The organism is uncultured Thiodictyon sp., from assembly GCA_903837595.1.
Taxonomy (GTDB): Bacteria; Pseudomonadota; Gammaproteobacteria; order Chromatiales; family Chromatiaceae; genus Thiodictyon.
The window spans coordinates 1-12,478 of record CAILVI010000510.1; the positions used below are offsets into that span (position 1 = coordinate 1).

15 protein-coding genes are annotated in these 12,478 nt (G+C 66.4%); 6 read left to right on the top strand and 9 right to left on the bottom strand.

Annotated elements, in window-relative coordinates:
* Positions 1-36: 36 nt before the first annotated feature.
* Together QZY44_RS30950 and QZY44_RS30955 are read right to left on the bottom strand one after the other, a co-directional pair.
* Entirely contained in the window at positions 37-528 is a 492-nt protein-coding gene (locus QZY44_RS30950; RefSeq protein WP_295456731.1) for a hypothetical protein, read from the bottom strand.
* On the bottom strand, positions 488-3,103 hold the full coding sequence (locus tag QZY44_RS30955) for a toll/interleukin-1 receptor domain-containing protein (protein WP_295456732.1): 2,616 nt from the start codon (positions 3,101-3,103) through the stop codon (positions 488-490). Before QZY44_RS30955 ends, QZY44_RS30950 begins: the two co-directional genes overlap by 41 nt.
* A 477-nt stretch (positions 3,104-3,580) precedes the next feature.
* Here QZY44_RS30955 and QZY44_RS30960 point away from each other — a divergent pair, with 477 nt between their 5' ends.
* Both QZY44_RS30960 and QZY44_RS30965 read left to right on the top strand, forming a co-directional pair.
* Positions 3,581-5,638: a carbon starvation CstA family protein gene (locus QZY44_RS30960; RefSeq protein WP_295456733.1), complete on the top strand. Its 2,058-nt coding sequence runs from the start codon at positions 3,581-3,583 to the stop codon at positions 5,636-5,638.
* Positions 5,631-6,005, top strand: a complete 375-nt coding sequence (locus QZY44_RS30965) for a YbdD/YjiX family protein (RefSeq protein WP_295456734.1) — start codon at positions 5,631-5,633, stop codon at positions 6,003-6,005. Before QZY44_RS30960 ends, QZY44_RS30965 begins: the two co-directional genes overlap by 8 nt.
* A 53-nt stretch (positions 6,006-6,058) precedes the next feature.
* On the opposite strand, the gene QZY44_RS30970 is transcribed toward QZY44_RS30965, so the two are convergent.
* The gene (locus tag QZY44_RS30970; protein ID WP_295456735.1) at positions 6,059-6,298 is read right to left on the bottom strand and encodes a hypothetical protein; all 240 of its coding nucleotides are present in this window, start codon (positions 6,296-6,298) and stop codon (positions 6,059-6,061) included.
* Between the two features lie 28 nt (positions 6,299-6,326).
* Positions 6,327-6,728 carry a hypothetical protein gene (locus QZY44_RS30975; protein WP_295456737.1) on the bottom strand — a complete coding sequence of 134 codons (402 nt, stop codon included), beginning with the start codon at positions 6,726-6,728 and terminating at the stop codon, positions 6,327-6,329.
* 31 nt (positions 6,729-6,759) lie between these two features.
* On the opposite strand from QZY44_RS30975, the gene QZY44_RS30980 reads away from it, so the two are divergent.
* The 3 genes from QZY44_RS30980 to QZY44_RS30990 all read left to right on the top strand — a co-directional run bounded on the left by QZY44_RS30980 (position 6,760) and on the right by QZY44_RS30990 (position 8,089).
* A complete protein-coding gene (locus tag QZY44_RS30980) occupies positions 6,760-7,308 on the top strand; it encodes a hypothetical protein (protein WP_295456738.1) in 549 nt (182 codons plus the stop codon).
* On the top strand, positions 7,238-7,627 hold the full coding sequence (locus QZY44_RS30985; RefSeq protein ID WP_295456739.1) for a hypothetical protein: 390 nt from the start codon (positions 7,238-7,240) through the stop codon (positions 7,625-7,627). The genes QZY44_RS30980 and QZY44_RS30985 overlap by 71 nt, the downstream gene beginning before the upstream one ends.
* 129 nt (positions 7,628-7,756) lie before the next feature.
* Positions 7,757-8,089 (top strand): hypothetical protein, encoded by a 333-nt coding sequence (locus tag QZY44_RS30990; RefSeq protein ID WP_295456741.1) that lies wholly within the window; start codon positions 7,757-7,759, stop codon positions 8,087-8,089.
* Between the two features lie 243 nt (positions 8,090-8,332).
* Here the strand turns inward: QZY44_RS30990 and QZY44_RS30995 are convergent, their stop codons facing one another.
* From QZY44_RS30995 to dndA, 5 genes are all read right to left on the bottom strand, one after another.
* Positions 8,333-8,758 (bottom strand): DUF3368 domain-containing protein, encoded by a 426-nt coding sequence (locus QZY44_RS30995; protein WP_295456743.1) that lies wholly within the window; start codon positions 8,756-8,758, stop codon positions 8,333-8,335.
* A gap of 68 nt (positions 8,759-8,826) precedes the next feature.
* Positions 8,827-9,072 (bottom strand): UPF0175 family protein, encoded by a 246-nt coding sequence (locus QZY44_RS31000; protein ID WP_295456745.1) that lies wholly within the window; start codon positions 9,070-9,072, stop codon positions 8,827-8,829.
* 13 nt (positions 9,073-9,085) lie between these two features.
* The gene (locus QZY44_RS31005) at positions 9,086-9,253 is read right to left on the bottom strand and encodes a hypothetical protein (protein ID WP_295456747.1); all 168 of its coding nucleotides are present in this window, start codon (positions 9,251-9,253) and stop codon (positions 9,086-9,088) included.
* A 382-nt stretch (positions 9,254-9,635) separates the two neighbouring features.
* Entirely contained in the window at positions 9,636-10,217 is a 582-nt protein-coding gene (locus QZY44_RS31010) for a Uma2 family endonuclease (protein WP_295456750.1), read from the bottom strand.
* Positions 10,218-10,375: 158 nt separating this feature from the next.
* Complete coding sequence (gene dndA / locus QZY44_RS31015) at positions 10,376-11,509, bottom strand: cysteine desulfurase DndA (RefSeq protein ID WP_295456752.1); 1,134 nt, start codon at positions 11,507-11,509, stop codon at positions 10,376-10,378.
* Positions 11,510-11,671: 162 nt separating this feature from the next.
* Here dndA and dndC point away from each other — a divergent pair.
* On the top strand, positions 11,672-12,478 hold an 807-nt coding region (gene dndC, locus QZY44_RS31020), incomplete at its 3' end, for a DNA phosphorothioation system sulfurtransferase DndC (RefSeq protein WP_295456753.1).

Sequence of the window (12,478 nt, forward strand, 5' to 3'; positions counted from 1 at the left end):
AGCGGTGTCACGAGATGCCGCACCGCTGGAGCGGTGTCACGAGGCAGGCAGCCAAGTCCGCGCCGCCTGCTCGGCGTCGGCCAGCTCCGCGCGGCGGCGGCCATAGCCGCACGCCTCGATCAGGGCACGGGCCTGGGCGAGGGCGGTCGGGTCGCGCAAGAGCCGGGCGCGGTGCAGGTGGCAGTCGGCCATGAGGAGCCGCATGCCGCCGCGAGAGGCGATGGCCCAGGCCTCGTCCAGGTCGGCGCGGGCGGCGGCGGGGGCGTTCAGGAGGGTGTGGAGCAGGGCGCGGGGGAGCAGCGCGCGCGGCATGTGGTGCGTGGTGCCGGCGGCGTGGAAACCATCGACCGCGGCGGTGAACGCGCGGGCGGCGCGGTCGAGCGCGGGCCGCTCAAGGCCGGCGGGGTCCAGCAGGGCCGCGAACAGCGTGGCACGGGCGAGGGTCAGATGGTCGAGTGCGATGCTCAGAAGATCGATCGCTGCTTGCTCAACCCAGCCCAAAGTCTGCGCCGCCCGCTTCTCCACCACCTCGCACTCCGCCCGTAGGTCGGGCCGACGGTCGAACCCCGCGCCCCCGGCGGTCAGCCGCCAGCCACACCTGCCAAGCGGCGCGCTCGGGTTCGGCCAGCAGCAGGTCGCAATACCGGTAGCCCGGGAGCGAGTAGAGCAGCGGATACTCGGGCTGATCCGCCGCCTGTAGGGTCTCGGCCCCGCGAAGGCATTCGAGCGCCGCACCCCGTTCGCCCTGTTGGTGCAACGCATCGGCCAGGGCCGTGCGCTTGCTCATGCGTTGGAAGGCATCGCCGCTGCGCTCGGCGTAATCCACCGACCGCCCGGCGTCCGGCACCGCGTCCGCCACCAGGCTCAGGGTTAGACCCAGCGCGCTCAGGTTACCGGCGGCGCGGGCGGCGTTCTTCCAGTCCTCCTGCTTGACGTACCTCTCCAGCCCCGCCCGCATCGGCTCCAGCGCCTCGCCGAGCCGGCCCAGCGCGCGCAGGGAGAAGGCCGCCTGGTTGAGCAGCCAGGCCCGGTCGGGCGCGGTCAAGGCGGCGGAGACCCGCTCCCAGGGCTCGTCGAAGAAGCAGGTGACCCCGCCGAGGTCCGCGCCGAAGGCACCCAGCTTGCTAAGGCTATAGCCCCCGCCATCGCCGGTCCCGCGCAGAATGCGGTCGCAATAGACGTCGTCGCACGCCTCCTGCTGCAACCCCGCCAGACAGCCGTGCGCCACCGCCTGGTAGAGCGGCTGGAGCCCGGCCAGCCCGTCCGGGCGCTGGGGGGCGCTCGCCTTCAGGTGTTCGTAGAGCCGCCGGTGGCCCTCGCGCCAGGCGTCCGGGTGGGTCTCGCGCAGGCGCCGGCCCGGGTACTCGCGCACCAGCGGATGGGCGTCAACCGGCGTGGTCGTCGTAGGGTGGATAAGGCGCGCGTGATGGTCTTGCGGACCAGGCGCGGGGCTTGCCCGCGCCGCATCCACCGATGCCGCCCCTGATGGTGGATGCGCTGCGCTTATCCACCCTACAGGTGCGGTCGATGGGTCGGTGTCTTGGCCGTCGCGCTCGATCAACCCGCACTCGGCGAGCCGGCTCAAGGCCAGGTGCCAGCGCGCCTGGGTCAGGTCCATCAGGGGCTCGGTCAGCCCGGCAATCGGCGGCGCCTCGCGCAGCGCCCGCAGGCACCCGGCGTCCGCCGGCCGGTCGAAGAGCCCCAATAGGCGCAGCGCGGCCAGCTCGACCGTGCGGCCATCCCGCGCGAACCAGGTCTCATAGGCCGCCAGGACCCGGGCGGTATGCTCACCCTGGGCGTCCGCCGCATCCATCAGCCCGACGGTGTCGCGCCGTCGGATGTCGCCCCCCTGGACCTGCGCCAGGTAGCGCCCGAGCAGGTTGAGGGTGAGTGCATGGCCGTGGACCTCGCGGCTGGCGGCGCACAGCTCCGCGTCGTCCGGCCCGATGGCGGCGGCCCCGGCGCACACGCAGCCCAGCCGGTGCAGCAGGCGGGCGCCGTCGGCCACACCCAGGTTGCCCAGGTCGTGGGTCAGGACCGGGCACTGGGGGTCGTCGGGGCCGCCGGTGTGTTCGGCCAGGTCCGCCAGTGCCTCGCGGCTGGTGACCAGGGTCAGGCCCGGCTGGCCGGCGTCGGCCAGTTGGGTGAGCAGGGTCTTGAGCCCGGGGGTGCGCAGTTGGCCGGCGAGCGGTCCGGGCGGGTATTGCAGCGGCTCGCAGCCGTCCAGGATCAGCAGGGTGCGCCGGGCGGCCACCGCGTCGGCGAGTAGCCGGCCCTTGTCCCAGGGCGAGGCGGCGGGGTCGTGCGCGACCTGGAACCAGGCCAGCGCCTCGCTCAGGAACAGGTCGTCCGAGGCCTGGCGGTCGTCGCCGGTGCCCTGGCTGCAAAAACTCCAGCCGAAGACCCGCTCAGCCCCGCGCCAGCCGTCGGCCCGCAGCCGGCCCAGCCAGCGCTTGACCAGCGCGCTCTTGCCCACCCCGCCCGGGGCGATCAGGGTGACGACCTGGGTGGGGGCGGCGGACCAGGCGGCATCGAGCAGGGCGAGCTCCGGCGCGCGCCCCAAGAAATCACGGGTGCCGAGCGGAAGGCGGTGGATGTCGATGCGGGGTCCGGCCCGGTCCGGCGCCGGGTCAGGGGCGCGCTCGAGCAGGTCGGCAATTTCCATCGCCAAGTCCGCGAGCGCGGTCTCGGCCGCGTGCTTGCTCATACCGCTCAAGGCCCGGCCGTCGGGCGGCCGGCCCTGGATGGCACTGAGCCAGCCCATCCGCTTCCAGGCACAGGGCGTCAGAAACACGGGAATGACACGCAGACCACCCGCCGCCCGGCGCTGGAGCAGGCGCGGGACCTCGGTATCCTGGATAAAGCGCGAGTTGAGGAAGGGCGCGGAGATGAGGAGCAGCGCGACCGCGCAGCCGTCGAGCTCGGAGGTGATCGCCGGCAGCCAGTCGGCGCCCGCGTCGATCCGGCGGTCGTCCCAGACGCACAACTGGCCCGCCCGCTCCAATACGCCGAGTTGGGCGACGAGCCGGTCCTTCCAGGCCTCATCGGCGTGGCAGTAGCTCACAAAGACGCGCGCCGGCTTGGCGGTGGACAATGCGGTCATGGGCCTCGTCGACTCGTGGTTCTTGACCGTGGACGGAGGCGGGGATTATACCCGGCGGGCTGGATCAGCGTCGCGGTCGGCGGCGGGCGAGACAACTGGAGGTCGAGGCTTTAGCCGGTGGGGGTTCCCGAGCTATCGAAGAGAAATCAATGGTTCCCGCAGATCGGACCGGCTAAAGCATTCGCCGCCGCGCCCATCCGCACACTCTCTGTAGGCTGGGTAGAGCGCAGCCAAACCCAGCAATCAACGCTTGACCTAAGCGCAAACGATGGGTTTCGCTGCGCTCTACCCATCCTACGGGGATACTTGCCCAGTCTCTGGAGCGGTGTCACGCGAGGTTCGCCGGCCGGCCCCAACCGGTAGCCGCCCGGCTGCCCGGAATTTGAGCAACAGCCCCAGCGCTGCTACTCTTTCACGGCGCCGGGCCCGTCGAGCGGCCGGCAAACCTCGCAGCAATTGCAGTCCTGGGAGTATCGCGTGAAGACGAAAATCCTCTGGTTGTTGGTGGTCGTGGTCGGGGTGGCGGCCTTCGCCATGCTGACCTTGAGTCGCGGCGAGCCGGTTAACGCCGCCTGGCTGGTCCTGGCCGCCGTGTCCTGCTACGCCATTTCATATCGGTTCTACAGCAAATTCATCGCCGAGCGGGTCTTTGAGCTCGACGATCGCCGCCTCACCCCAGCCGAGCGCCGCAACGACGGCTTGGACTATGTGCCAACCAACAAGTACGTGGTGTTCGGCCATCACTTCGCCGCCATCGCCGGCGCCGGTCCCCTGGTCGGGCCGATCCTCGCGGCGCAGATGGGCTTCCTGCCCGGCACCATCTGGATCCTGGTCGGCGTGATGCTGGCCGGGGCGGTGCAGGACTTCATGGTCCTGTTCATCTCCACCCGGCGCGATGGCCGCTCACTCGGCGAGATGGCCAAACAGGAGCTCGGACCCTGGGTCGGCGTCACCGTGATGATCGGCACGCTGGCCGTGATGATCATCATCCTGTCCGCGCTGGCCCTGGTGGTGGTCAAGGCACTGGCCGTCAGCCCCTGGGGCACCTTCACCATCGCGGCCACCATCCCGATTGCGCTGCTGATGGGCATCTATATGCGCTTCATCCGCCCCGGGCGGATCGCCGAGGTGTCGGTGATCGGCTTTGTGTTGATGATGGCGGCGATTGTCTACGGCGGTGATATTGCCGCGCACCCCTATTGGGGACCCTTCTTCACCCTGACCGGACCCGAGCTCACGCTCGCGCTGGTGGTCTATGGCTTCGTCGCCTCGGTGCTGCCGGTCTGGTTGCTGCTCGCCCCGCGCGATTATCTGTCCACCTTCCTCAAGCTGGGTGTCGTCATCGGCCTGGCGATCGGTATCCTGATTGCGCTGCCCGAGCTCAAGATGCCCTCCGTCACCCGCTTCATCGACGGCAGCGGCCCGGTCTTTTCCGGCGCACTCTTCCCGTTCCTCTTCATTACCATCGCCTGCGGCGCCTGTTCCGGCTTTCATGCACTGGTGGCCTCCGGGACCACGCCGAAATTGATCGAGCGCGAGAGTCATATGCGCACCATCGGCTATGGCGGCATGCTGGGCGAATCGCTGGTGGCCATCATGGCCATGATCTGCGCCTCGGTCCTGGACCCCGGGGTCTATTTCGCCATGAATGCCCCGGCCGCCCTGCTCGGCACCACGGTGCAGACGGCCGCCGCGGCGATCAACAGCTGGGGCTTCGTGGTCACGCCAGAGGCACTGACCCAGATTGCCAAGGACGTGGGCGAACAGAGCATCCTGTCGCGCGCCGGCGGTGCCCCGACCTTCGCGGTGGGCATGGCGGTGATCGTCACCGACATTTTCAACAGCAAGGCGATGATGGCCTTTTGGTACCACTTTGCGATCCTGTTCGAGGCACTATTCATCCTCACCGCAGTGGATGCCGGCACCCGCGCCTGCCGCTTCATGGTGCAGGATTTGGCCGGGGTCGTGGTGCCGGGGCTGGGGCGCTCGCGCAGCCTGATCGGCAACCTGATCGGCACCTCGGTGGCGGTATCCGCCTGGGGCTGGTTCGTCTATCAGGGCGTCACCGACCCGTTCGGCGGCATCAATTCACTCTGGCCGCTGTTCGGTATCGGCAATCAGATGCTGGCCGGAATGGCCCTAATGCTGGGCACCGTGGTGCTGTTCAAGATGAAGAAGGGCCACTTTGCCTGGGTGACCCTGGTGCCGATGACCTGGCTCCTGGTCACCACCATGACCGCCGGCTGGCAGAAGATCTTCAGCCCCGACTGGCACATCGGCTTCCTCGCCCTGGCCCGGCGCTTCAGTGAGGCCGCGGCCCAGGGCACGGTGCTGGCACCGGCCAAGTCACTGGAGCAGATGGGGCGCGTAGCCTTCAACAACCAGGTGGACGCGGTGCTGACCGGCTTCTTCATGTTCGTCGCCATCACCCTGGCCGTCGCCGCCATCGCGGCCGTGATCAAGGCGCTGCGCAATCCGGAGCAGACCGCGCAGGAAACGCCGGTCGTCTGGCGCGAGGCAGCCACCTATGCTTGACCTGTCCTTTCTCGGCCGGGGTGACCCGGCCCTGGTCCCCGCTGCGGCCCCGGATCTCAATGGCGCCTATGCGCGCTACCTGGCCGGGGTGCAGGCCCAGGGCCCGGGCGCGGTGGCGATGTCGGCCACGGAGTTTGAGCGTTACAGCCTGGGGACCTCCTGGCTGACGGGGGTGCGGGAAGTGGCCAAGCGGGTGGTGCAGACCTGCCGCCTGGTGATCGGCATCCACGACTACGAGTATTACCTCGACCACATGCGCTCACGGCATCCGCAGGCCATACCACTGACCCGCGAGGCCTTTTACCGCTACTGTCTGGAAGCGCGCTACCCAAGCGCGGAGCGCATTGGGGGGCGTTGTCCCTGCTGATCAACCGTGAGCGCGGTCAGGCATACCTCGGTCCACTGCTGTCTGGCTTTGATCTACAGCAAACCCCAAGTCCGTGCCGCCACCGCCCCCCAATCCACCTCCGGCGTCAGATGACACCAACTCATCCTGACACAGCCGTTTGCTTCCTCATCACTCATTCCCATCGCCTTCAGCACATGACTGGGGGCATAACTGCTGGAGGTGCAGGCTGAGCCATTAGAAATAGCGATCAGGTCCTTCAGCGCCACCATCAGGGCCTCCGAGTCCAGCCCCGGGACGGCCAGATTGAACACGTGATCTAAGACCAGCGACTGGTCGCCGTCAGTGGAACCAGGCGTCGTGTCCGGCCAAGACGTCGGCGATGGCATCGAGCAGTTGGCACACCCTGGTCTCATTGTTGACCTGCATCACCGAGACCAGGAAGGTCTCCGGACGCAGCGCGGCACGGATGGCGTGCGGGTCGACCGCCCCGCTAGCCGCCTGCCGAAGTCCTGGTCCAGAAAGTGCAGCAGGACCTTGCGTACCGCGGGCTCCAGGGGGGTGGTGGAGTTGCAGTCGAGATAGACAGGATAGACGGGGCTCATAAGGAACGTCGCGCTTCTCGTGATACCGCTCCAACGGTATCACACTGGTGTCTGGCGTTTCCCGCCCGGGGGCGAGCCGACGGTCCGGCTCTTCCGTCGTGCCCGAGTCAATGCGCTCAGGACCTAAGGTATATTTCATAGGCGAAGATTGCACTCTTGAAGGGTTCCCAATGAATACATCGTCCGCCAACCCACCCGACCGGCCGGCGGCCCAAGCTCAATCGATATGGGACGCCAATACACGCCGTTCCGCCTTCGACGCACTGGGCTTCCGCAAGACCGTCGCTCAATTACAGGAGGAAATTCGCGTACTCTACGCCGCCGACAACCTACCCTACATCATCGGATACTCGGGCGGAAAGGACTCCACCACTACACTGCAACTGATCTGGACCGCGATCGCGGCCCTGCCCCCTGACCGCAGGCGCAAGACCGTTCATGTGATTTCCACGGATACCCTGGTCGAGAACCCAATCGTCTCAGCGTGGGTGGGAAACTCTATCGAGATCATGGGTAAGGCGGCTGATGAACAGGGCATGCCGTTCGAGCATCGACTCCTCAGACCCAAGCTGCGGGACCGGTTCTGGGTGAACCTCATCGGTCGAGGCTATCCGGCACTGGTCGAACGACGACGTTTGGTTCTACCTGATGCAGACCCGCAACCCTTGGGGCTACGACAACCGGGAACTGCTCGGCATGTACGCCGGGGCCTCGGCTGACGGCGAGTGCCCGCTGGTGGTGGATACCTCAACCCCGAGTTGCGGCGACTCGCGCCTCGGCTGCTGGGTCTGTACCCTCGTCGAGCAAGACAAGTCCATGGCCGCGATGATCCAGAACGATCAAAAGAAGGAATGGATGATGCCGCTCCTGGACCTGCGCAACGCGCTGGACTTCCGCGGCGGCCCCATCGATCCGCAAGGACACAGCGAAACCGACCGCCATCTGCGCGACTTCCGCCGGATGAGTGGCGCGGTCCAACTCATGAAAGACGGACGCCTCATCCCCGGCCCCTACATCCAAGAGGCCCGCGAAACCTAGCTCAGGGGACTCCTGCAAGCCCAGACCCACATCCGCCGCCATGGCCCGCCGGAGGTCAGTAACCTCGTACTGATCGCAGCGGAGGAACTCCAAGAGATCCAGCGCATCTGGGTCATCGAGAAACACGAGATGGAAGACTCACTACCCCGCATCTACCGGGATGTCACGGGGGAAGAGTATCCCGGTCGCCGGCTTGATGACACCCTGTCGCTCGCACCCGAGGACATGGACGACCTGCGCGCCCTCTGCGGCGGCGATACCCTGCACTTCCAATTGACCCGGGAACTCTTGAGCATCACCCGCCAGCAGCGCAACAGCGCCCGCCGGGTTGGCCTGAATCAGCGCATCGAACAGGCGCTCAGGCGCCATTGCTATGATAGCCCCGAGGACGCACTGCAACGTGCGAGGAAGATGGCCGCAGACCGCAAGACTTTCGCCGAGCGGGATCAGCAAGCGCATTGAATCTTTGCGGCCAGACCCGAAGCGACTGGCTTGGCACCGCAGTAGTGTGTTTGTGGGTTCGCGATGAATTGGTCTGGAGTGAAAGGCGTCCGAGCGTTCGGTGAGATTTGTATACTGTCACCAGAACTCCCGACGTTCAAGCTCGGCTTGCAACGACACCTCATGAGCCTTGCCGGTATCGACGAATCCGATCTGCAAATAGAGACTCGCGCGGCGGGAGCCATGCCGTAGCATGGAGACCTTTCAGGTGCGCTGGGCCGCTGCGCAGGCGCTCTCGATCACCGCGTCGGAGAGGTAATAGCCGGCCCGTCTCAGGTCCAGCAACGTGGTGCGCAAGTCGCTAAGCAAACCACGCCGATGGGCCTCCACCAACAGGCCAGCGGTCCCTTTGACCGGCAAGCCATAGATATGGTGAGCAATCCTGCGTCCTCGCTTTTCATCAATGATTGCCAGGCAGGACGCCAGGCTGCGCGCCAACGCAATGACAGCGGCCTCGCCGGGGTCGAGTTCGGCGATCAGTAGCGGATCTGGTATTGGGGAAGCGCGCACATGGGATGCCCAGCGAATATCGGAGAGGTCGCCGCTTCCCGGTCGTCCAAGGCCGGCAACCGCCACCTCGTGAAAAACGGGCTCCGGAATCCAGATCTCGCGAAACAGGTCAGTCAGCAACTCGAGTCATCCTACCAACGAGAGGGCGACCAGCGGACCGGCGTTGATTACCGCGCGTTCCGCCAGCATCAGGCGAACTCTTCCGCGAGATCGTCACCCTTCAAATCGACCACCGGGACCCCAGCGCGGCTGGCCGTCAGCAGAAATTCGACGCGGCCCATGCCGCACAATCGGCCAGCCTTGCCTGAGGAAATGCGGCCCAACTCGAAGAGCTTGAGCGCCAGCAAAAAACGCGCCTCGTCGGCAAAGTCATCCGCCAACTCGGCTGGCGAGGGTAGTCCCTCTACCGGAAGCTCAATCGTCAACGTGTTCATTTGACTCTCCTCATCATTCCGGACTCCGTTGCACATCGGCTTTGCGCTTGAGGGTCAGGGAAATCAGTATACGGTCTCCGGAAGTCCCCAGTGTATGCAGGGCGCGCCCCGCTTGCAGGTCCATCACCCGCACCGCGCTGTCCCAACTCGCGGTGGCGACACGCGTGCCGTCGGGGCTCACGTCTCCAGCCCATAAATCGTGTCCGCCGCGCCGGGGCGCGCCACAAAGCGCCAGTTGTCTGACATCGCAAATTCCTCTGACCCACATCGGTCTGATCGGGGGGAGCGACCTCACCGTCGGCACACCGACCGACGGCCACCGGGACGCACCCAGGTAACCGCTAATCTTAGGTGAATCCTGGCCCCGTGGCGCGACCAATTGCAGTACTGGCGGCCCTCAGGGCGAAATCCGCCGCGCGGCCATGGCCGGCCTGCACCAGTACCGTTGAGCGCCGGGCTCAACACCGACCCGGTCGCAGCCCTGCGCACGTTACGGCCGCCGTGACCCGGGCTATCAGGCGCCCGATGTGCTGGTGGAGCGACGGTCGGCGGGTGCCGCCGTCTCAGCCGGTGAGCAGCCCAGTGTCGAGATAGACCTCGGCCAGCGGCAGCGCGATGCCGAGCTCCGGCAGGTCGATCGTCTCTTGCGGCCGCTCGAAGAGCCGCGGGACCCAGACCTCGCCATCCTTGCGATAGTGCTTGACGGCAACGGCCGTGGAGTCCACCAGCAGATAGCCGGCGAGCGACTCGATGGTCTGGTATTGCATGAATTTACAGCCTATGTCGTCCTGGGCCGTGCTCGGGGACAGGACCTCGACGATCAGGACCGGGTTCAGCAGCGTGCGCAGGCCGTTGATGGTGGCGAACCCTGGCCGACAGGCGACGGAGACATCCGGGTAGAGATAGGGGCTGCCGGCACGGACCTTGACCCGCTGGTCGCTCGGGAAGGTCAGACAGCCCGAGCCGCGCAGCCGGGCGCGCAGTTCGGCACCGATGTTGACGCAGATGAGGTTATGTTCCGGCTGGGCGCCGGTCATGCAGTAAACGTCGCCGTTGCGCCACTCCCAGCGCTCCGCGGCGCCGTCGGAATCGAGTGAGAAATAGTCTTGCAGGGGGACGAAACGGCTTTGCAAAGCGGACGGCATGGGTATGCCTCACGGGGTGAAGGTTTCGGGTGAGATCAACGCGGTGCCCGGCATGGCAAGCATAAGACAACCTCGGCGGCGGCGATACCGCGCCGCCATGGGCGGTCCCAAGGACGATGAGACCGCCCCTGATGCGAAGGACATTGGCGTCGCCCCGCCTACAGCAAACCCCGAATCCGCGCAGCCACCACCCCCCAATCCACCTCCGGCGTCAGATGGCACCAGCTCAATCGCACACAACCGTTGGCCTCCTCATCACTCATTCCCATCGCCTTCAGCACATGGCTGGGGGCATAGCTGCTGGAAGTGCAGGCGGAGCCGTTGGAAATCGCGATCAGGTCTTTCAGAGCCACCATCAGGGCCTCCGAATCCAGGCCCGGGACGGCCAGATTGAGCACATGATCCAACACCAGCGACTGGTCACCCGTCAGACGCGCACCCAGCGGCACCAGCGCCGCGAGCGCATCCGCGCGGATACGCCGGCAAGCGGCCTGACGCCGCGCCTGATCGCGCACCGCCAGCTCGGCCCCCTCCCCTAGCGCAGCGATCAGCGCCACCGGCAGGGTCCCCGGACGCAAGCCCCGCTCCTGACCGCCGCCGACCGTCAATGGTTGCAGCGGTGCGCGTTCATAACCACGGCGCCGCACCACCAGCGCACCCACACCCTTGGGCGCATAGAGCTTGTGACCGCTGATGGAAGTCAGGTCAATGCGGGGATTGCGCAGCGGATCCAGGTCCTTGCCGAACCCCTGGGCCGCATCAGTGTGCAACCAGGCGTCGTGCCCATCCAAGACCTGGGCGATCGCGTCCAGGGGTTGACGGACCCCGGTCTCGTTGTTGACGTGCATCACCGAGACCAGGAAGGTTTCCGGACGCAGCGCGGCACGGATGGCCTCCGGGTCGACCGCCCCGCTCGCCGCCACCGGCACCCGCGTGACCACGAACCCCGCGCGCTCCAGCACCTCGCAGGGCTCCAGCACCGCCTTATGCTCGATCTGCGTGGTAACGACGTGGCGCCGACCCGCCGACTCCGCCGCCGTGCGCAGCCCCAGGATGGCCAGGTTGTTACTCTCGGTCGCCCCGCTGGTAAAGATGACCTCGTCCCGCCTGGCCCCAACCAGCGCCGCCACCTGATCGCGCGCCCGCTGTACCGCCTGCTTGGCACGGGCGCCGAAGACATGGGTACGGCTCCCCTCGTTGCCGAAGTCCTCGTCAAGAAAGTGCAGCAGGACCTTGCGCACGGCGGGGTCGAGGGGGGTGGTGGCGTTGCAGTCCAGATAGACAGGGCTCATAGGAAATGTCTCGGCTCTCGTGATCCGCTCCAGCGCAATCATACAGGTCTGAGGCGCTTCCGCCCGGGAGCGAGCCGAGGGTTCGTCATTAGCGTCCTCGGGTCGATGCGTTGGGACCAAGGTATACTGCGTCGGCGAAGGTTGCACTCTTGAAGGTCCCCAATGAATGCGTCACACCCCAACCCACTGGCCCCGTCGGTGGATCAAACTCAATCGGTATCGGACGCCAAACCCCGCCGTTCTGCTTTCGACGCACTGGGGTTCCGCAAGACCGTCGCTCACCTCCAGGACGAAATTCGCGTACTCTACGCCGCCGACAACGTACCCTGGATCATCGGATACTCGGGCGGAAAGGACTCCACCACGACACTGCAACTGATCTGGACCGCTATCGCGGCCCTGCCCCCTGACAGCAGGCGTAAGACCGTCCATGTGATTTCCACCGACACCCTGGTCGAGAACCCAATCGTCTCCGCCTGGGTTGGAAACTCTATCGAGATCATGGGTAACGCGGCTGCCGAACAGGGCATGCCGTTCGAGCCTCGACTCCTCAGACCCAAGCTGCGGGACCGCTTCTGGGTGAACCTCATCGGTCGAGGCTATCCGGCACCACGGCACAAATTCCGCTGGTGCACCGAGCGGCTCAAGATTAGGCCGGCGAACGAATTCATCCAAGGCATCGTCTCGGTCAATGGCGCGACCATCCTCGCCTTAGGCACCCGCAAGGCGGAAAGCGCCCGCCGTGCGGCCAGCATGCGCAAACACGAGAGAGGGCGCGAGCGCGACCGCCTCAGCCCGAACGCCACCCTCCCAGGTTCGCTGATCTACTCCCCCATTGAGGAGTGGTCGAACGACGACGTTTGGTTCTATCTGATGCAGACCCGCAACCCCTGGGGCTACGACAACCGGGAACTGCTCGGCATGTACGCCGGGGCCTCCGCGGACGGCGAGTGCCCACTGGTGGTGGAT

Coding starts and splice junctions, on each gene's coding strand:
- QZY44_RS30955 (WP_295456732.1), bottom strand. CDS start 3,103: ATGACCGCATTGTCCACCGCCAAGCCGGCGCGCGTCTTTGTGAGCTAC.
- QZY44_RS30965 (WP_295456734.1), top strand. CDS start 5,631: ATGCTTGACCTGTCCTTTCTCGGCCGGGGTGACCCGGCCCTGGTCCCC.
- QZY44_RS30975 (WP_295456737.1), bottom strand. CDS start 6,728: ATGAAATATACCTTAGGTCCTGAGCGCATTGACTCGGGCACGACGGAA.
- QZY44_RS30980 (WP_295456738.1), top strand. CDS start 6,760: ATGAATACATCGTCCGCCAACCCACCCGACCGGCCGGCGGCCCAAGCT.
- QZY44_RS30985 (WP_295456739.1), top strand. CDS start 7,238: ATGCAGACCCGCAACCCTTGGGGCTACGACAACCGGGAACTGCTCGGC.
- QZY44_RS30990 (WP_295456741.1), top strand. CDS start 7,757: ATGGAAGACTCACTACCCCGCATCTACCGGGATGTCACGGGGGAAGAG.
- QZY44_RS31000 (WP_295456745.1), bottom strand. CDS start 9,072: ATGAACACGTTGACGATTGAGCTTCCGGTAGAGGGACTACCCTCGCCA.
- QZY44_RS31010 (WP_295456750.1), bottom strand. CDS start 10,217: ATGCCGTCCGCTTTGCAAAGCCGTTTCGTCCCCCTGCAAGACTATTTC.
- dndA (WP_295456752.1), bottom strand. CDS start 11,509: ATGAGCCCTGTCTATCTGGACTGCAACGCCACCACCCCCCTCGACCCC.